The sequence below is a fragment of the Streptomyces venezuelae genome, from assembly GCF_008642275.1.
GTDB lineage: Bacteria > Actinomycetota > Actinomycetes > Streptomycetales > Streptomycetaceae > Streptomyces > Streptomyces venezuelae_E.
This window is the reverse complement of sequence record NZ_CP029189.1, coordinates 3,610,064-3,629,201: the sequence shown is the minus strand read 5'-3', so window position 1 is coordinate 3,629,201 and position 19,138 is coordinate 3,610,064. Positions and strand designations below refer to the sequence as shown.

The 19,138-nt window shown below is 72.0% G+C and carries 16 protein-coding genes and 2 tRNA genes; 13 read left to right on the top strand and 5 right to left on the bottom strand.

What is annotated here, in order from left to right; genetic code table 11:
- The first annotated feature begins 126 nt into the window (after positions 1–126).
- Both DEJ51_RS15910 and DEJ51_RS15905 read left to right on the top strand, forming a co-directional pair.
- A complete protein-coding gene (locus tag DEJ51_RS15910) occupies positions 127–660 on the top strand; it encodes a SigE family RNA polymerase sigma factor (protein WP_150258153.1) in 534 nt (177 codons plus the stop codon).
- 162 nt (positions 661–822) lie between these two features.
- Entirely contained in the window at positions 823–2,472 is a 1,650-nt protein-coding gene (locus DEJ51_RS15905) for a long-chain fatty acid--CoA ligase (protein WP_150258152.1), read from the top strand.
- A 53-nt stretch (positions 2,473–2,525) separates the two neighbouring features.
- On the opposite strand, the gene DEJ51_RS15900 is transcribed toward DEJ51_RS15905, so the two are convergent.
- From DEJ51_RS15900 to DEJ51_RS15885, 4 genes are all read right to left on the bottom strand, one after another.
- Positions 2,526–3,479, bottom strand: a complete 954-nt coding sequence (locus DEJ51_RS15900) for an IS481 family transposase (RefSeq protein WP_150256526.1) — start codon at positions 3,477–3,479, stop codon at positions 2,526–2,528.
- 124 nt (positions 3,480–3,603) lie between these two features.
- Positions 3,604–4,179: an antibiotic biosynthesis monooxygenase gene (locus DEJ51_RS15895; protein ID WP_150258151.1), complete on the bottom strand. Its 576-nt coding sequence runs from the start codon at positions 4,177–4,179 to the stop codon at positions 3,604–3,606.
- A gap of 13 nt (positions 4,180–4,192) precedes the next feature.
- Positions 4,193–7,570: a PAS domain-containing protein gene (locus tag DEJ51_RS15890; RefSeq protein WP_150258150.1), complete on the bottom strand. Its 3,378-nt coding sequence runs from the start codon at positions 7,568–7,570 to the stop codon at positions 4,193–4,195.
- Between the two features lie 119 nt (positions 7,571–7,689).
- On the bottom strand, positions 7,690–8,115 hold the full coding sequence (locus DEJ51_RS15885) for an SSI family serine proteinase inhibitor (RefSeq protein ID WP_150258149.1): 426 nt from the start codon (positions 8,113–8,115) through the stop codon (positions 7,690–7,692).
- A gap of 185 nt (positions 8,116–8,300) precedes the next feature.
- Here DEJ51_RS15885 and DEJ51_RS15880 point away from each other — a divergent pair.
- From DEJ51_RS15880 to DEJ51_RS15870, 3 genes are all read left to right on the top strand, one after another.
- Positions 8,301–8,391, top strand: a tRNA-Ser gene (locus DEJ51_RS15880).
- Between the two features lie 239 nt (positions 8,392–8,630).
- Positions 8,631–8,703 (top strand) — tRNA-Arg (locus tag DEJ51_RS15875).
- 211 nt (positions 8,704–8,914) lie between these two features.
- The gene (locus DEJ51_RS15870; RefSeq protein ID WP_190620409.1) at positions 8,915–9,280 is read left to right on the top strand and encodes a PH domain-containing protein; all 366 of its coding nucleotides are present in this window, start codon (positions 8,915–8,917) and stop codon (positions 9,278–9,280) included.
- Positions 9,281–9,296: 16 nt separating this feature from the next.
- Here DEJ51_RS15870 and DEJ51_RS15865 read toward each other — a convergent pair whose 3' ends face one another.
- Positions 9,297–10,208, bottom strand: a complete 912-nt coding sequence (locus tag DEJ51_RS15865; protein WP_150258147.1) for an SMP-30/gluconolactonase/LRE family protein — start codon at positions 10,206–10,208, stop codon at positions 9,297–9,299.
- A 107-nt stretch (positions 10,209–10,315) separates the two neighbouring features.
- Between DEJ51_RS15865 and DEJ51_RS15860 the strand changes: the two genes are divergently transcribed.
- From DEJ51_RS15860 to DEJ51_RS15825, 8 genes are all read left to right on the top strand, one after another.
- Entirely contained in the window at positions 10,316–10,750 is a 435-nt protein-coding gene (locus tag DEJ51_RS15860; protein WP_033223357.1) for an Lrp/AsnC family transcriptional regulator, read from the top strand.
- Positions 10,747–11,640 carry a DUF2797 domain-containing protein gene (locus tag DEJ51_RS15855; RefSeq protein ID WP_190620406.1) on the top strand — a complete coding sequence of 298 codons (894 nt, stop codon included), beginning with the start codon at positions 10,747–10,749 and terminating at the stop codon, positions 11,638–11,640. Before DEJ51_RS15860 ends, DEJ51_RS15855 begins: the two co-directional genes overlap by 4 nt.
- 182 nt (positions 11,641–11,822) lie before the next feature.
- Positions 11,823–12,119: an antibiotic biosynthesis monooxygenase family protein gene (locus tag DEJ51_RS15850; RefSeq protein WP_317852402.1), complete on the top strand. Its 297-nt coding sequence runs from the start codon at positions 11,823–11,825 to the stop codon at positions 12,117–12,119.
- A complete protein-coding gene (locus tag DEJ51_RS15845; RefSeq protein ID WP_150258145.1) occupies positions 12,097–12,984 on the top strand; it encodes an amidohydrolase family protein in 888 nt (295 codons plus the stop codon). Before DEJ51_RS15850 ends, DEJ51_RS15845 begins: the two co-directional genes overlap by 23 nt.
- A 178-nt stretch (positions 12,985–13,162) precedes the next feature.
- The gene (locus tag DEJ51_RS15840) at positions 13,163–13,930 is read left to right on the top strand and encodes a response regulator transcription factor (RefSeq protein WP_317852401.1); all 768 of its coding nucleotides are present in this window, start codon (positions 13,163–13,165) and stop codon (positions 13,928–13,930) included.
- A complete protein-coding gene (locus DEJ51_RS15835; RefSeq protein ID WP_150258144.1) occupies positions 13,930–15,477 on the top strand; it encodes a sensor histidine kinase in 1,548 nt (515 codons plus the stop codon). Before DEJ51_RS15840 ends, DEJ51_RS15835 begins: the two co-directional genes overlap by 1 nt.
- A gap of 25 nt (positions 15,478–15,502) precedes the next feature.
- Entirely contained in the window at positions 15,503–16,777 is a 1,275-nt protein-coding gene (locus DEJ51_RS15830) for a bifunctional glycosyltransferase family 2/GtrA family protein (protein ID WP_150258143.1), read from the top strand.
- A complete protein-coding gene (locus DEJ51_RS15825) occupies positions 16,774–19,038 on the top strand; it encodes a glycosyltransferase family 39 protein (protein WP_150258142.1) in 2,265 nt (754 codons plus the stop codon). Before DEJ51_RS15830 ends, DEJ51_RS15825 begins: the two co-directional genes overlap by 4 nt.
- Positions 19,039–19,138 lie beyond the last annotated feature (100 nt).

Below are 19,138 nucleotides of genomic sequence, written 5' to 3'. Positions count from 1 at the left end.
ACTCCCCGCCCCCGCCCCCTCCACCTTCAGGGGGTAGAGGAAGACCCGTTTCTACAACCTGAGGTGGATCCACCTTCGGCACCTGCGGCCGATCCCACGGGGAGTGGGCGCTCCTAGCGTGGAGACATGACCACGCCTGTGTGCACGCTCGCCTCGAATCCGACGCCGTACCCGTCGTTCTCGGCGTACGTACGGACCCGCGGCACGGTCCTGATGCGCACCGCGCGCTCCCTCACCGCCAACTCGTGCGACGCGGAGGACCTGCTCCAGACGGCCCTCGCGAAGACGTACGTGGCCTGGGACCGGATCGAGGACCACCGCGCCCTGGACGGCTATGTCCGTCGGACCCTCGTCAACACCCGTACCTCCCAGTGGCGCAAGCGCAAGGTCGACGAGTTCGTATGCGACGAGCTTCCGGAGACCGAGGCGGTACCGGCCTGCGACCCCGCCGAGGCGCAGGCCCTGCGGGACGCGATGTGGCGCGCGGTGACCCGGCTGCCCGACCGGCAGCGGGCCATGGTCGTCCTGCGGTACTACGAGGATCTGAGCGAGGCGCAGACGGCGGAGCTGCTCGGGGTCTCGGTCGGCACGGTCAAGAGCGCGGTCTCCCGTGCGCTCGGCAAGCTCCGCGAGGACCCGGAGCTCCTGCCGGTCCGGTGAGACGGCCGGTGTTTCACGTGAAACGTGAGGACGTCCGGGGATGTTTCACGTGAAACACGCCCTGGTTTCTACTCCCGGGTAGTGACATGCCGACCGGTACGTGCGCAGAATCGGCAGCATCCGTAGCCGCCGCAGCGCCGCAGCGCTCACCGGGAGGACGCTTTGCTCAGCACCATGCAGGACGTACCGCTCCTCGTCACCCGCATACTCCGACACGGGATGACGATCCACGGGAAGTCCCAGGTCACGACCTGGACCGGGGAGGCCGAGCCGCACCGCCGCAGCTTCGCCGAGATCGGCAACCGCGCCACCCGTCTCGCCGGCGCCCTGCGCGACGAGCTCGGAGTGCAGCAGGACGAGCGTGTCGCCACCCTCATGTGGAACAACGCCGAGCACGTCGAGGCGTACTTCGCGATCCCCTCCATGGGCGCGGTCCTGCACACCCTCAACCTGCGGCTCCCTCCCGAGCAGCTGATCTTCATCGTCAACCACGCCGCCGACCGGGTGGTGCTGGTCAACGGCACGCTGCTGCCCCTGCTCGTACCGCTGCTGCCGCACCTGCCGACCATCGAGCACGTGGTGGTCAGCGGCATCGGCGACCGCTCCGCGCTCGAAGGCCTGAACGTGCGGGTGCACGAATACGAGGAGCTGCTCGCGGGCGCCTCCGACAGCTACGAGTGGCCCGAGCTCGACGAGCGCCAGGCAGCCGCGATGTGCTACACCTCCGGCACCACCGGGGACCCCAAGGGCGTCGTCTACTCCCACCGCTCGCTCTACCTGCACTCGATGCAGGTCAACATGGCCGAGTCGATGGGGCTGACCGACAGGGACACGACCCTCGTCGTGGTCCCGCAGTTCCACGTCAACGCCTGGGGGCTGCCGCACGCGACCTTCATGACCGGGATCAACATGCTGATGCCGGACCGTTTCCTGCAGCCCGCCCCGCTCGCCGAGATGATCGAGCGGGAGAAGCCCACGCACGCCGCAGCAGTCCCCACCATCTGGCAGGGACTCCTGGCCGAGGTCACCGCCCACCCACGCGACCTCAGCTCGATGAAGCAGGTCACCATCGGCGGCTCTGCCTGTCCCCCCTCCCTGATGGAGGCGTACGACAAACTCGGGGTGCGCGTCTGTCACGCCTGGGGCATGACCGAGACCTCGCCACTGGGCACGATGGCGCACCCGCCGTCCGGCCTGAGCGCCGAGGAGCAGTGGCCCTACCGGATCACCCAGGGCCGTTTCCCGGCGGGCGTCGAGGCCCGCCTGATCGGCCCGTCAGGCGACCTCCTGCCTTGGGACGGACAGTCGGCGGGCGAGCTGGAGGTCCGCGGCAACTGGATCGCCAGCGCGTACTACGGCGGCGCGTCCGGCGAACCCTTCCGGCCCGAGGACAAGTTCAGCGCCGACGGCTGGCTCAAGACCGGCGATGTCGGCGTGATCAGCGCCGACGGCTACCTCACCCTCACCGACCGGGCCAAGGACGTCATCAAGTCCGGCGGAGAGTGGATCTCCAGCGTGGACCTGGAGAACGCGCTGATGGCGCACCCCGACGTCGCCGAGGCAGCGGTCGTCGCCGTTCCCGACGAGAAGTGGGGAGAGCGTCCGCTGGCCACGGTGGTGCTCAGGGAGGGTGCGAGCGTGGGCTGCACGGATCTGCACGAGTTCCTCGCCCGGACCGTCGCCAAGTGGCAGCTGCCGGAGCGCTGGACGTTCATCGAGGCGGTACCGAAGACCAGCGTCGGCAAGTTCGACAAGAAGGTGATCCGCAAGCAGTACGCGGACGGAGCGCTGGCCGTCACCAAGCTCGGCTGACGGCCGGGTGCGGCGGCGGGCGTCGCGGGCCCGGCACGATCGGAGGAGACGGCCTAAGTGTATTGCCCAGTGAGGTTGGGGACGCGGCTGGCGGGTGGTTTGCCTGCGAGCGCGGTGTGTCCGCGGTGGTGATTGTAGGTGTGTAGCCATTGGGGGAAGGCGTCGCGTCGTTCCTGCTCGGAGCGGTAGGGGCGGGCGTAGGCCCACTCGTCCAGCAGGGTCCGGTTCAGTCGTTCGACCTTGCCGTTGGTCTGGGGCCGGTAGGGCCGGGTTCGCTTGTGGGCGATCCCGGCCGCTGCCAGCAGGTCACGCCAGGCGTGGGACTTGTAGCAGGAGCCGTTGTCGGTCAGGACCCGTTCGACGGTGATTCCGGCACTGGCGTAGTAGGCCTGGGCCCTGCTCCAGAAGGCCGTGGCGGTTTCCTTCTTCTCGTCGGCGTGGATCTCGCTGTAGGCGAGGCGGGAGTGGTCGTCGACGGCGGTGTGGATGTACTGGTAGCCGACGCCGGTCTTGGTTTTGCGGCCGGCCTGCCGGCCGAGGGTCTTGTGGCCGCCGCCGTCGGGGATGTTGCCGAGCTTTTTGATGTCGACGTGGACGAGTTCGCCCGGACGCTCACGTTCGTAGCGGCGTATGACACGGCCGGTGGCCCGGTCCAGATGCGTCAGGCGGGCCAGGCCGAACCGGGCCAGCACACGGTGCACGGTCGAGGGCGCCAGGCCCAGCAGGTGGGCGATGCGGGCCGGACCCCACCGCCGCTGGATGCGGACCTTGATGATCCGGCGTTCGGTGCGGGTCGCGGTCCGGCGAGGGCTGTGGTGCGGTCGGGAGGAATGGTCGGCCATACCGGCCTCGCCCAGGGCCCGGTAGCGGATAGCCCACCGCTGGGCGGTGGTCGGCGAGACCTGGAAACGCTCGGCAGCCCGCCGAAGGGGCCAGCCGTCCACGACCACACAACGGGCCAGGCGTAGTCGTCCGGTCTCGGTCAGGGGTGCATTACGGTGGGGCACGAGGGCCTTTCTGGTCGCCGGTGCAGATGTCGCAATCCACACCAGGCCAGAAGGCCCTCACCCATTTCAAGATCCCTCAACCGAGACCTGCATCACCCGTCCACAACCTCCCCGGACAGAACACCTAAGCCCGGGTGAGCCACGGCCGCAGCAGTCTGCTGACCGCGGGCATGGCCACGTAGGTCATCAGGGTGCTGAACACGACGGCGAAGGCGGCCGTCCGCAGTACGAAGTGCAGATTCACCAGGTACGGCCCGAGCACCGCGTTGCCGATCAGCGAGATCGGGAAGATGGCCAGCCCCGAGCTGATCGCCATCTTCCACCGCGGCGGCGCGGGCCGGGTCGTACCCGGCTTGGCGAACCAGGTCTCCATGCCGTGCAGTTCCCTGCGGGCTATCTCCGTGTGGTGGTGGCCGAGGCAGTTGGAGAACCACTGCGCCCGCTCCGGGGAGTCCTGCCAGCGCTGGAACGCGGCCTGGTTGCGGAAGCGGTGGACCAGGAACCACGGCCCGCCCTCCGCCGCCGGACGGAAGAGCCCGTACCCGAGGTGGTCCGGGAAGCCCGCGGCCGTCTCCAGGATGCCGTGGGCCCAGGCCTCGAAGGTCTCCTCGTGGCCGGGCTCCACCTGCCGTGCGATGAGCAGATTCACCTCCCCGTTGTCGGCGGGGACGGTGTGCTCGCTCGTGTTGATGATGGCCATCGGCCCAGGATTACTAGTTGGTGCCGATCTTGGCCAGGAGGTCCACGATGCGGCCCTGGACGTCCGCCGTGGTGGACCGTTCCGCGAGGAAGAGGACGCTCTCGCCGGAGGCCAGCCGCGGCAGTTCGGCCGGGTCGATGCCGGTCGCGGTGTAGACGACCAGGGGGGTGCGGTTCAGCTGCCCGTTGGCGCGCAGCCAGTCCACGATCCCGGCTCGCCGGCGGCGCACCTGCATCAGGTCCATGACCACCAGGTTGGGCCGCATCCGGGTCGCCAGTTCCACGGCGTCGGTGTCGGCACCCGCCCGGGCGACCTGCATGCCGCGCCGCTCCAGGGCGGCGGTCAGCGCGGTCGCGATCTCCTCGCGCTCCTCGATCACCAGCACCCGGGAGGGGTGCTGTTCGCTGTCCCGTGGCGCCAGCGCCTTCAGCAGGACGGCCGGATCGGCGCCGTACGCCGCCTCGCGCGTGGCGTGCCCCAGCCCGGCCGTGACGAGTACCGGGACCTCCGCGGCCACGGCGGCCTGGCGCAGGGACTGCAGGGCCGTCCGGGTGATCGGCCCGGTCAGCGGGTCGACGAACAGCGCGGCGGGGAACGCGGCGATCTGCGCGTCCACTTCCTCGCGGGAGTGCACGATCACCGGCCGGTAGCCGCGGTCGCTGAGCGCCTGCTGCGTCTGCACGTCCGGCGCGGGCCACACCAGGAGCCGGCGCGGGTTGTCCAGGGGCTCCGGGGGCAGCTCGTCGTCCACCGGCTGAGGCACGGGCCGGTTGACGACCTCGACGGCGCCACCCGGGCCGTCCAGCGGCTCGGGGCCCTCGTCGGAGCCGGCTTCGGGCGCCCCTATGGCGAAGGCGCGGCCCTGGGGGGCGGGCTCGGCGAGCCGTCGCCGGCGGCCGGACCCGGAGGCCGCACCAGGTCCGGAGGCCGTGCCGGGCCCGGAAGCCGTGCTGGACCCGGAGGCCGGTCCGGAGCCGCTGGGGTCGACGGAGATGCCCTGGCCGAGGGTGCCGAGGGCGCGCACGCTGATCGGCTGCGCGGTCTGGCCCTCCGCAGGGGTGTCGTGCGGCCGACGCGCACCGGGCACCGCGACCTGGCCGGACGCCTCGCCGTCCTCGGGAGCGGTACGGGCCGCCGGAACCGGCCACGCCGGTGCGCCGGCCAGCGCGCGGCGACGCCCGGTCGGGTTCTCCGCGGACTCGTCGGGCTGCGTGGCGGCGGTCTCGGGCTCGGCTGCCGGGGCGCCCAGCACCCGGCGGCCACGCCGTCCGGCGGGGGCGTCGGCGTCGGAGTCCGCCGCGGCGGGAGCCGGCGTCGGCCCGGCGGGCAGGGCGAAGCCGCCCTCGGGAGCGATGGGCCGCGCGGGAGCGGGCGCCGGCCCGAGCCCGGTCGCGGGGACGGGGCCGCCGGGCTGCGCCGGACCGGCCGGACCCAGGGCCCGGCGCCGCCCGGCGGGATGCTCGCTCACCGGAACCGGGGGCACCGCGGGTACGGGCGGGAGCGCGGGCATGGCCGTGCCCTGCGGGGGCACGGGCCGCCCGGGGCCGTCGTGCCCGGCGGTGCCTTCGGCCTCGCCGCTGCCGTCACCGGCCCGGCCGCGCCTGCGACCGGTGCCGAGTCCCGCCGGGTTCACCGGGGACTGCGCGAGTTCGGGTCCCGTCTCGGGAGCGTCGCCGGCCTCCCCCGCGCGCCGCCGCCCGGAAGGCAGCGCCAGCGCGCCGCCGCCCTGCGCCGCTTGTGCTTGTGCTCGTGGCTGTGCTGGTGCGGCCTGCGCCGCGTCGGGGCCGGGGGTCTCGTCGTCCAGGAAGGCGTCCACCCCGCGCCGGCCACGCCGGCCGCCGGAGACCTTGCCGGGAGCCGCGCCCCCGGCCGTCCCCGCGCCGTCCGCGGCCGGATCGGCCGGGGGCTCCTCCGCCGGCTCCGGCAGGGTCACCGTCCCGGCGCCCGAGCCGAGCGGGAGCTCCAGCACGTACGCCCCGCCGGGCGCGCCCGGAACCTCCACCGTCTGCAGCACACCGCCGTGCGCGGCCACGATTCCCCGCACGATCGGCTCGTGCACCGGGTTCCCGCCCTCGTACGGCCCGCGCACCTCGATCCGTACGACATCGCCGCGCTGCGCGGCGGCCACCACGATCGTCGAATCGCTGTAGCCGCTGCCCTGGCGGGTCTTGCCGGTCGCGTCCACTCCGGCCACGTCCGCGATCAGGTGGGCGAGCGCGGTCGAGATCCGGTCCGCGTCCACCTCGGCCTCGATGGTCGGCGCATGGACGGCGAACTGCGCGCGACCCGGGCCGATCAGCTCGACGGCACCGTCGACACCCGCCGTGACGACGGTGTTGATCAGGACGTTCTTCTTCGTGAGCCGGTCACGCCCGGTGTCCAGGCGCTGGTAGCCGAGGACGTTGTCCACCAGCGTGGTCATCCGGGAGTACCCGGCGGCCAGGTGGTGCAGCAGCTGATTGGCCTCGGGCCACAGCTGTCCGGCGTCGTCGGCGGCCAGCGTCGCGAGCTCACCGCGCAGCTCGTCCAGAGGCCCCCGCAGGGAGTCGCCGAGGACGGCCATCAGCTGTGCGTGCCGAGCGGCGAGGGCGTCGTAGGGCCGCCGGTCGGTGAAGGTCATGACGGCGCCGACGAGCTGTTCCCCGTCCCGTACGGGCGACGTGGTCAGGTCGACGGCGACGGGCTGCCCGGCCTTGTTCCACAGCACCTGCCCGCGGACGCGGTGCTTGCGCCCGCTGCGCAGGGTGTCGGCGAGCGGGGACTCCTCGAAGGGGAAGGGCGATCCGTCGGCGCGGGAGTGCTGGACGAGGCCGTGCAGTTCGCGGTTGCCGAGATCGGTGGCCCGGTAGCCGAGGATCTGGGCGGCGGCCGGGTTGACCAGCACCACCCGTCCGTCGGTGTCGGTGCCCACGACGCCCTCGGCGGCGGCACGCAGGATCATCTCGGTCTGCCGCTGCGAGCGCGCCAGCTCGGCCTCGGTGTCCACGGTCTGCGAGAGGTCGCGGACCACGAGCATCAGCAGCTCGTCGCCCGTGTACGAGGGTTGCGGCTCGCGGTAGGCGTCGCGTCCGTCGAGATGGGCGCTGGTGAGCTCGACGGGGAACTCGGAGCCGTCGGTACGGCGCGCGATCATCCGCTTGGGCTTGGTGCGGCCGCCGTCGTCCTCGCCGGGCCGGCGCATGGAGCCGGGGATCAGCTTGGAGTCGAACTCGGGCAGGAGGTCGAGCACGCCCCGGCCGACGAGTCCGGTACCGGGACTCTCCATGATCTCGAGCGCGATCGAATTGGCGTTGACGACCGTGCCGTTGGCGTTGACGAGCAACAGCGCGTCCGGAAGAGCGTCGAGTATTGCTGCGAGGCGAGCAGCGCCTCGGGATGGCCTGCTGCTCACGACGAGCTTCCTCCCTGACCACAACTACCGGCAAGTCACGGGAGGAGTCTAAGGCCACAGGCCCGCGATGGGATGGCCGATGTGAGGCGGATACCGCCGATCCCGCGCATCCTCCCAGGTCAGGAAGGCCCACTCGGAAGCAGAGGTTCCAACTCGTTCCAGCGGCGGATCTCGCATCCGTTGGTCCGCCGGAACGTGGCGTCCACCTTGTAGCCGTTCCAGGTTCCGGTGATCCGGGCGGTGGCGGGGCCCCCGTGCTGCATGGTGCAGATCTGCCGCTTGGAGACGGGGGCGAAGGGGTCCTTCCCCTCGCGGGCGAACTGGTCCAGCCGGGCGCAGGCCCCTTCCGCTTCCGGGTGGTCGCCGCCGACGGGGCCGCATTCCAGCCGGTACTCCCGGTCCAGCCGGGGGTTCCCGGTGTCGGCCATGGCGATGGTGAGGTGGTCGGGCGTCGCCAGCAGCCGGCCCAGTGGGAGCGGGGGCAGTGGCCCGGCCACCGCGGCGGCCAGGGCGGAGGTGACGGCGAAGGCGGCGAGACGCAGCATGGGGCACTCCAGGTCGTCCGTACGTCGTACGCCTGCCCAACGACGAGGGCGCGCTGACGTTGCGTGCCGCGGCTGCTTTAAGGCTTTGCCCTCCGCCCGTCCCGCCTAGTACCGTGGGAGCGGATTGGTGAGGGGCCCTGCGCCTGTGTCATCATCTGCACGCACCCTCCTCGCGAGGGTGTGCTGGAGGCGTCGCCTAGTCCGGTCTATGGCGCCGCACTGCTAATGCGGTTTGGGTCTTACCGCCCATCGAGGGTTCAAATCCCTCCGCCTCCGCACCTCATCGAAGCCCCGGTCCTGACGGACCGGGGCTTCGATGCGTTCTGGGGCGATCAGGTCCGCCCCACCCGCCGCAGCCTCTGCCCGGCCCTGTCCACGAACCCATCCGGATGATCTCCATCCGGCTCGTTTCCGCAGGTCAGTGGCGGTTTGGCTAATGGATTTCGCGTCCCGGCGAGGTCCATGTATTGTTGTTCTCGCAAGGACAACGGGGCGCAAAACCCCGAGAAGCCCAAGCACTCGTAGCTTAACGGATAGAGCATCTGACTACGGATCAGAAGGTTGCAGGTTCGAATCCTGCCGAGTGCACAGCAGGACAGAGGCCCCCAGGAGAAATCCTGGGGGCCTCTGTCGTATGTCCTTGTTGGGTGCCGTCTCCTCCTTGATGGGGACGGGGTCCCCCGGAGGATGTCAGGGGAGGGATGGCTCTGGCGGGGGACGTGGACCAGGGGTCGGCCTCGGTACGGTTTCTGAAGATCGTTCGAAGCCGGAAATCCGGAGCTGGACAACGGGGGCACTCATGGGACTGTTCGGGAACGCGCACACGGTCGACCCCGTGTCGGCGCAGCGGGACTACGCGCGGCTGCTGGGCCAGGGGGAGCAGGTGCATGCCGCGTACCTGCTGATCCGGGACACGATCCTGTTCACCGACCGGCGGCTTGTGCTGGTCGACAAGCAGGGGCTCACGGGGAAGAAGGTGGAGTACCACTCCATCCCGTACCGGAGCATCACGCACTTCTCCGTCGAGACCGCCGGGCACTTCGATCTCGACGCCGAGCTCAAGATATGGATATCCGGCAGCCCGGCGCCGATCGAGAAGACCTTCACCAAGGGCGTCGACATCTACGAGGTGCAGGCGATCCTGACCCAGTTCGTCGCGCGGTAGGCGGCGGTCCGGCCTCTCAGAGGACCCGGGGCAGGCCGGTCACCGACATCACCAGGGAGTAGAGGGAGGTGGTGGCGGTGATGAAGAGGCGGTTGTTCTTGGCGCCGCCGAAGGCGATGTTCGAGACCGGTTCGGGTACCCGGAGGCGGCCGATCAGGGTGCCGTCCGCGGCGTAGCACTGGACGCCGTTCTCCATCGCGGCCGCCCACAGCCGGCCTTCGTCGTCGAAGCGGATGTTGTCGGCCCCGGGGCAGGTGGTGAAGACGCGGTCGTGGGTGAGGGCGCCGTCGTCGGTGACCTTGAAGGCGCGGATGTGGCCGGCCCGGGTGTCCGCGGCGTACAGCTCGCTCTCGTCGGGCGAGAAGACCAGGCCGTTGGGGCCGAGGAAGCCGTCGGCGACCAGCCGGACCTCGCCGGTCGCGGGGTCGGCCCGGTAGAGGTTGCAGGCGCCGATCTCGCTGGGTGCGCGGTGGCCCTCGTAATCGCTGGTGATGCCGAAGTCGGGGTCGGAGAACCAGACGGAGCCGTCGGAGCGGACGACCGCATCGTTCGGGCTGTTGAGCCGCTTGCCGTCGAAGCGGTCGGCGATGACGGTGAGGCTGCCGTCCGGTTCGGTGCGGGTGACGCGCCGGTTGCCCTGCTCACAGGTGATCAGACGGCCTTCTCGGTCCAGGGTGTTGCCGTTGGAGTGGCCCGCCGGGGAGCGGAAGACCGAGACCGCTCCGGTCGCCTCGTCCCAGCGCAGCATCCGGTCGTTGGGGATGTCGCTCCACACCAGTTGCCGCCAGGCGGGCAGGTAGAGCGGGCCCTCCGCCCAGCGGCAGTCGTCGTAGAGCCGGTCCAGCCGGGCGTCGCCGTTGGTGCAGCGGCCGGTCTGGAAGCGTTCGTCCAGAATCTCGTACAAGGTGAGGTCGGCTATGGCAGACATGATTCCCCCTGGAAGAGTCACACCGAATCAAGTTCGGTCTGATGGTGAGATTGCAGGATCAGGTACCGTCTTCGCAAGGGTCGACAGGCCCAGGAGAGGAAGATTGCGTGGACGACATCGACCGTGCGCTCGTCCTGCGCCTGCAGCAGGACGCAGGCCAGTCGTACGCCGCTCTCGGCACGGCCGTCGGGCTCTCGGCGGGGGCCACCCACGAGCGGGTACGGAAACTGCGCGAGCGCGGGGTGATCCGGCGGACCACCGTCGACGTCGACCCGGCCGCCGTCGGCAGCGGAGTCCTGGCCTACGTGATGGTCGACTCCAACGCGTGGATGGGCGAGTCCGGTGCCGACTTCGCCGCGATCCCCGAGATCCAGGAGGCGCACATCATCGCGGGCAGCGCGTCCGTGCTGGTCAAGGTGCGTACGGCCTCGACCGAACAGCTGCAGGACGTACTGCGCCGGCTCTACGCCATCGACGGTGTCAGCGGAACGCATGCCACCGTCGTCCTGGACACCTTCTTCGAGCGGCCGCTCCCGCTGTGACCTGGTGGTGCACCGGGATCCGGTGGAAGGACGGCCGACCGTCCATCGGGTGGTACGGGGAGGGGCGCGGGGAGCGGGTGAGCGAGCTCGCGTACGGGCAGCGGATCGCCTTCGCGGCACGCGGGGAGCGGCACTGTCTCGGTGTACGGCGAGCCGGCAAGCGGACGCCCTGTCCCACCGCGGACACCGTGCCGGGCCGAGCCGGGAACGCGCAGTGCCCCGAGTGCGCCCGCCTCGACCGGTCGTTCTCCGTGGCGGCCGACACCAACGCCGCTGATCCGCGCACCTACCGGGTGTACCTGGCCTGGTTCGGGCCCGGCATGGTCAAGGTCGGGATCACCGCGGAGGAACGCGGCTCGGCCCGGCTGCTGGAGCAGGGCGCGGTGACCTGGGCCTGGCTCGGGCGTGGTCCGCTGATGGCCACGCGGCGCACCGAGGAGCTGCTGCGGGCGGCGCTCGGGGTGCCCGACCGGATCGCGTACGCCCGTAAGCGCGGGGTACGGGCCCACCTGCCGGCCGCGCCTGATCGGGCCCGGGAGGTCGCCGAGCTGCACGCACGGGCGGCGGCGCTGGCCGGGTGGCCGGAGTCGCTGGAGCGGGTGGAGTGCGAAGTGGCGGACCATGCAGGGGCGTTCGGGCTGGACGCCCTGCCGGGCCTGCCCGGACCGGCGCGGGCGCTCACCGAGATGGTGCCGGGCGGGGCCGTCGTGGGCCGGCTGGCGGGTGCGGCCGGGCCCGATCTGCACCTTGCCGACAGCCTCGTGGTGGACACCCGGCTTCTGGCGGGCTGGGAGCTCACCGCTCCCGGCGGCGAGGCCGTGACCTCGGTCCCGACGGCGCAGATCCCGTCCGTCTCCCCGGCTCCAGGCGAGCAGGGCGGGCTGTTCTGACACCGGCTGGCTGCGGCGCGGACCACGGCTCGGACCGCGGTCCGGGTTGCGGCGGCCAAAAGTCAAAACTTGGATCCCTTTGGGCTCCCGAGGGTGATTCCGGTGGACATGTCGGGGGTGCTCCGCCGATGGTGTTCAACATGATCATTCAGCCGGTACAGGCCTTTGAGCCCCCTTATGTCATGGCCGTTTTCAGCAGCATCCGCGCCGCCGACGACAGCGGATACGCCGAGACCCTGGAGCGGATGAAGGAGCTGGTTCCGGGCAACCCGGGGTACCTCGGTTACGAGTCCGCGCGTACCCCGGGAGGTCTTGGCATCACCGTCGCCTACTTCCGCGACCACGAGTCCCTCACCGCGTGGCGGGAGGACATGGAGCACCAGGCGGCCATGAGGCAGGGCCGCGCCGACTGGTACGAGAGCTACACCCTGCACGTCGGCACCGTCGAGCGGAGCCATGGTTTTGTCCGCAACGGCTGAGGCGGTCCGCTCCTTCCGGGAACGGCTGGGGCTCCCCGGACTGGTCGACGTGCACACCCACTTCATGCCCGAGCGGGTTCTGGACAAGGTGTGGGACTACTTCGACGCGGTCGGCCCGCTGACCGGCGTCGAGTGGCCCATCACCTACCGGCACGAGGAGGAGCAGCGCGTCGAGTTCCTGAGGGAGTTCGGGGTCCGGGCCTTCACGGCCATGCTCTACCCGCACAAGCCGGCGATGGCCGCCTGGCTCAACGCCTGGTCCGCCGATTTCGCCGCCCGCACCCCCGATTGCCTGCACACCGCGACGTTCTTCCCGGAGGAGGGCGTGAGCGCGTACGTCCGCCAGGCGGTCGAGTCCGGAGCACGGATCTTCAAGTCGCACCTTCAGGTCGGCGGTTACGACCCGAACGACGACAGGCTCGACCCCGTCTGGGGGCTGCTCGCCGAGGCGGGCCTCCCGATCGTGATCCACTGCGCGTCCGGCCCCGTCCCGGGCAAGTACACCGGCCCGGAGCCGATCGCCCGGCTGCTGGCCCGCCACCCGAGGCTGCCGCTGGTCATCGCCCACATGGGCATGCCCGAGTACACCGATTTCCTCGACCTCGCCGACCGGTACGCGCAGGTGCGCCTGGACACCACCATGGCCTTCACCGACTTCGCCGAGCGGATGAGCGGCTTCCCGCCCGGGGACCTCGGACGCCTGGCGGACCTCGGCGACCGGATCCTCCTGGGCACCGACTTCCCGAACATCCCCTACCCCTACGAGCACCAGCTCGCCGCGCTCGAACGGCTCGGCCTGGGGGACGACTGGCTGCGGGCCGTCTGCCACGACAACGGCGCCCGGCTGTTCCGCCTCGACGGCTGACGCACCGCTCCGGCGGCCCCTGTTCCGGCGGGCCCTGTTCTGGCCGGCCCCTGCCCCGGCCAGCCCCATGCCCGGTGTCCTGCCCAGGGGGCGCGGCCTCGCCTCCCGGATTCCTTTCTCAGGAAATTCACAGGAAGGCACAAGAACGCTCTCAGAGGCACGGGACAGCGTGTTCGGTATGACTGCGACGACCACCTCCCATGCGTCCACGTCCACCAACCACCCCACGGCCCTGGTGCGGCCCGACGGCGGCCCCTGCCGGGTGCTCGTCGTCGACGACGAGGCCTCGCTCTCGGAGCTGCTGTCCATGGCCCTGCGCTACGAGGGCTGCGAGGTCCGCACCGCCGGCGACGGGGCGGGCGCGGTACGGGCGGCGCGCGAGTTCCGGCCCGACGTGGTCGTCCTCGACATCATGCTTCCCGACATGGACGGCCTGGCCGTCCTCGGCCGCCTGCGCCGGGAGATCCCGCAGGTGCCCGTGCTGTTCCTGACCGCCAAGGACTCACTGGAGGACCGGATCGCGGGCCTCACGGCGGGCGGCGACGACTACGTCACCAAGCCCTTCTCCCTGGAGGAGGTCGTGGCCCGGCTGCGCGGCCTGGTCCGGCGCTCCGGCGCCGCGCAGGCAGCGCGCGGCGGTTCCGTGCTGACCGTCGGCGATCTGCGGCTGGACGAGGACAGCCACGAGGTGGTGCGGGGCAGCCGGGAGATCCACCTGACCGCCACCGAGTTCGAGCTGCTGCGCTACCTGATGCGCAACCCCCGGCGCGTGCTGAGCAAGGCGCAGATCCTGGACCGGGTGTGGTCCTACGACTTCGGCGGCCAGGCCAACGTGGTCGAGCTCTACATCTCCTACCTGCGCAGGAAGCTGGACAGCGGCCTCGGTATGCCGCCGATGATCCACACCCGGCGCGGCGCCGGTTACCTGATCAAGCCGGCCGAGTAGTGGCCTTCCGCACGAAACGGCGACCGCGTGGCCGTCACCCCTGGTCGCTGCGTACCCGGCTCGTCGTCTCGGCGGTGGCACTGATCGCCGTGGTGGGCGCGGCCATCGGGACCGTGACCACCTTCGCCCTGCGCTCGTACCTGGTCACCGAGCTCGACGAGCAGCTGAAGACCTCCGTGAGGATGGCCGTGCGGGCGCCCGGCGGGAAGCCGGCCCGGGAGAACAGCGCCGGCTTCGTCATGGCTCCCGGCAGCCCGCTGGACGCCGCCGGGATCCGGTTCGATCCGGCCGGGACCGTCCTCGGGACGGCCCGCAACGTCCGCGCCGAGGGATGGTCGGTCGACCAGCCGCCGCCGCTGACCGAGGCCCAGGGCAAAGCCCTCGCCCAGGCCGCCCAGGCCGCCCGGACGGCGGACCAGGGCGCGCCCGGGCCGGTGGACACGGAGCTTCCGGGCCTCGGCAGCTACCGGGTGCGGATCGCCTCCGACGGGAGCCTCGCCCTGGCGTTCCCCCTGGGCGACGTCGACTCCACCGTGCGCACCCTGATCGGGGTGGAGCTGTGCGTCACCCTGGCCGGGCTGATCGCGGCCTCCCTCGCCGGGCAGGCCCTGGTCGGGGTCGCCCTGCGCCCGCTGCGCCGGGTGGCCGCCACCGCCACCCGGGTCTCCGAACTTCCCCTGCACACGGGCGAGCCCGCCCTGCACGAGCGTGTCCCGGACGCCGAGGCCGACCCCCGCACCGAAGTGGGCCAGGTCGGCGCGGCCCTCAACCGGATGCTGGGCCATGTCTCCTCGGCCCTCACGGCCCGCCAGCAGAGCGAGATGCAGGTCCGGCAGTTCGTCGCCGACGCCAGCCACGAGTTGCGTACCCCGCTGGCCTCGATCCGCGGCTACGCCGAACTGACGCGCCGCGGACGGGAGGAGCCCGGCCCCGACACCCGGCACGCCCTCGGCCGGATCGAGTCCGAGGCCACCCGGATGACCGGCCTGGTCGAGGACCTGCTGCTGCTGGCCCGGCTCGACGCGGGCCGCCCGCTCTCCACCGGTGACACCGACACCGACCTGGCCCCGCTCGTCGTCGATGCCGTCAGCGACGCCCGGGCCGCGGGCCCCGAGCACCACTGGCGCCTGAAGCTGCCCGAGGAGCCGGCACCGGTACGGGGCGACCCCGCCCGGATCCAGCAGGTTCTGGTGAACCTGCTCGCCAACGCCCGTACGCACACCCCGCCGGGCACCACCGTCACCGCCCACGTTTCACGTGAAACATCCGCCGTCCGGCTGCTCATCGAGGACGACGGCCCCGGTATCGCCCCCGACCTGCTCCCCCGCGTCTTCGAGCGCTTCGCCCGCGGCGACGCCTCCCGCTCCCGCGCGGCGGGCTCCACCGGACTCGGGCTGGCCATCGTCCAGGCCGTGGTCACCGCGCACGGCGGACGGGTCGGCGTACGGAGCGAGCCCGGACGGACCTGCTTCGAGGTCCTGCTGCCGCACGCGCAGCCGGACCGGACGGACTCACAGCCGGGGCACAGGCTCAGCACACAGCGGTGACAGGGCGCCCCGGGAGTGTCGGACCATGCGAACCGACACCTCTTCCGGGGCCCTTCCGGCACGCGCGCCCCTGGCGCTCGTGCCCGGCGAGCCCGTCCTCGACGTGGTGATCCCCGTCTTCAACGAGGAGAAGGACCTCGGGCCGTGCGTCCGCAGACTGCACGAGCACCTCAGCCGGACCTTCCCCTATCCCTTCCGGATCACGGTCGCCGACAACGCGAGCACCGACCGCACCCCCGAGGTCGCGCGCGGGCTCGCCGCCGCGCTGGACGGCGTACGCAGCACCCGCCTGGAGGCGAAGGGCCGGGGCAGGGCCCTGCGCCGGGTGTGGTCCGGTTCCGACGCCCCCGTCCTCGCCTACATGGACGTGGACCTCTCCACCGACCTCAACGCCCTGCTGCCGCTGGTCGCACCGCTGATCTCCGGTCACTCCGACCTCGCCATCGGCACTCGCCTGGCCCGGTCCTCGCGGGTGGTGCGGGGCGCGAAGCGGGAGTTCATCTCGCGGGCCTACAACCTCCTCCTGCGGTCCTCGCTCTCGGCCCGGTTCAGCGACGCGCAGTGCGGCTTCAAGGCGATCCGGCGCGAGGTCGCCGAGCGGCTCCTGCCGCTGGTGGAGGACACGGGCTGGTTCTTCGACACCGAACTGCTCGTCCTCGCCGAACGTGCCGGGCTGCGGATCCACGAGGTCCCGGTGGACTGGGTCGACGACCCCGACTCCACCGTCCACATCGTCCGGACCGCCGCCGAGGACCTCAAGGGCGTCTGGCGCGTGGGCCGGGCACTGGCGGTCGGCGCGCTGCCGCTGGACCGGCTCGCCCGCCCCTTCGGCGACGACCCGCGCGACCGCGCCGCGCTGCCCGGGGTGGAGGGCGGACTCGCCCGCCAGCTGCTCGGCTTCTGCGCCGTCGGAGCCCTGTCCACCGTGCTCTACCTGGTCCTGTACTCCGCCTTCCGCGCCGGGACCGGTCCGCAGTTCGCCAACGGCGCCGCGCTGCTGCTCTCGGCGTTCGCCAATACCGCCGCCAACCGCCGGCTCACCTTCGGGGTGCGCGGCCGGGACCGGGCCGTGCGCCACCAGGCCCAGGGCCTCGTGGTGTTCGCCATCGGGCTGGCCCTCACCAGCGGCTCCCTCGCCGCGCTCGGGGCGGCCACCGCCGAGCCCGCGCACAGCACCGAACTGGCCGTGCTGATCACCGCCAACCTCGCCGCCACCGTGCTGCGCTTCCTGCTCTTCCGCGCCTGGATCTTCCCCGAGCGGCGCGACACTCCCGTGAACGTGAAGGACGACAACCGATGACCACGGCAGCACCCTCGCTCTTCCCGGTCCCCGAGGCCCGTGCCGGCACCGGCCGCCGCGCGGCGGCCGACCGCCCCCGGTGGGAACTTCCCGCCCTGGCCGGTCTGCTGATCGCCACGGCCGCCCTGCTCCTGTGGGACCTCGGCTCCTCCGGCTACGCCAACTCCTTCTACTCCGCCGCCGTGCAGGCGGGCAGCGAGAACTGGAAGGCCTTCTTCTTCGGCTCCTCCGACGCCGGCAACTCGATCACGGTCGACAAGCCCCCGGCAGCCCTGTGGCCGATGATGCTGTCGGTCCGGCTCTTCGGGCTCGGCGCCTGGCAGATCCTCGTACCGCAGGCCCTGATGGGCGTCGCGACGACCGGTGTGCTCTACGCCGCCGTGCGCCGCCAGTTCGGGCCGGCAGCCGGGTTGCTGAGCGGCGCCGCCTTCGCGCTGACGCCGGTCGCCGCGCTGATGTTCCGCTTCAACAACCCCGACGCGCTGCTCACCCTGCTGCTGACCGTCACCGTGTACTGCGTGCTGCGCGCCCTCGACGGCGCCCGTACGAAGTGGCTGGTCTGGGCCGGGGTGGCGGTCGGTTTCGCCTTCCTCACCAAGACCCTGCAGGCCTTCGTCATCCTGCCGCCGCTGGCCCTGCTGTACGCCGTCTGCGCACCCACCGGGCTGCGCAGGCGCCTGGGCCAGTTGCTGCTGGCGGGGCTCGCGATGGTGGTGGCCGGCGGCTGGTGGGTGGCCGTCGTCGAAATGTGGCCGGCCTCCTCCCGCCCGTACATCGGCGGCTCGCAGAACAACTCCTTCCTGGAGCTGACCCTCGGCTACAACGGCCTCGGCCGGATCAACGGCAACGAGACCGGAAGCGTGGGCGGCGGCGGCCGTGGCGGCGCCGGGGGCGGCGGGGGCTGGGGCGAGACCGGCATCGACCGGCTCTTCTCGGGCAACATCGGCGGGCAGATCGCCTGGCTGCTGCCGGCCGCCCTGGTCCTGCTGGTCGCCGGGCTGGTGATCACCTGGCGGGCCCGCCGGGCCACCGACTCGCTGGAGGGCATGGCCCGGGCGGCGTTCCTGGCCTGGGGCGGCCCCTTGCTGATCACCGCGGCCGTCTTCAGCTACATGCAGGGGATCTTCCACGAGTACTACACCGTGGCGCTGGCGCCGTTCGTGGCCGCGCTGATCGGCATGGGTGTCGCGGTGCTGTGGGAGGAACGGGGCGGCAAGGCCGCCGCGCTCACCCTGTCCGGCACGCTCGCCCTGACGGCGGTCTGGTCGTTCGTGCTGCTGGGCCGTGCCACCGGCTATCTGCCCTGGCTGCGCTGGGCGGTGCTGGTGGGCGGGCTGCTGGTGGCGGCCGCGCTCCCGTTCGCCGCGCGGGCCGGACGCCGGGCGCTGCAGGCCACGGCTGCCCTGGGCGTGGCGGCGGCGCTGGCCGGGCCGTTCGCGTACTGCCTGACCACGGTGGGCACCGCGCACACCGGCTCCATCGTGACCGCCGGACCGGCGGTGGCGGGCGGCCGGGGCGGACCCGGCGGGATGATGGGCGGCCCCGGGGGACCGGGCGAGATGTTCCAGGGCGGGCAGGGCCGCCAGGGCGGGGTGCCCAACGGCGGCCGGCCGGGCGCCGGGCAGCAGGGCGGGATGCCGCCGCAGGGCGCGATGCCACCGGGCGGGATACCGCAAGGTGGGATGCCGCCGCAGGGCGCGATGCCACCGGGCGGGATGCCGCAAGGCGCGATGCCGCAGGGCGGTATGGCCCAGGGCGGGGTGCCGCAGGGTCAGGGCGGTGCGGGCGCGGGACGCGGAGGCGAGCGGTTCGGCGGCGGCCAGGGTGGGCCGGGCGGTCTGCTGAACGGTGCCCGGGTGAGCGTGGAGGCCAAGAAGGCCCTCACCACCGACGCCGACCGGTACACCTGGGCAGCGGCCGCGATCGGCGCCCAGAACGCGGCGAGCTACCAGCTGGCGTCCGGGGCGCCCGTCATGCCGATCGGCGGCTTCAACGGCAGCGACCCCTCACCGACCCTGGAGCAGTTCCAGAAGTACGTGCGGGACGGGAAGATCCACTGGTTCATCGGCCAGAGCGGCACCGTCGGCGGCGCCGAGGGCGGCATGTCCGGGGGCGGCGGACCGGGCGGCGGACAGGGCGGCGGCCGGGGCGGCCCGGGCGGGGGCACCAGCACGGACATCGAGACATGGATCAAAGCCACCTTCAAGGCGTCCACGGTCGGCGGAGCCACCTTCTACGACCTGACGGCTCCGACGGCCTGATCCGGCCTCACGGCAGCGGACCCCTTCCGCTGTTCCGGCTCCATCGGCGGGACAACCCCTAGCATCAAGAGGGCGGACCGGGCATTCCGGGCTGATCCAC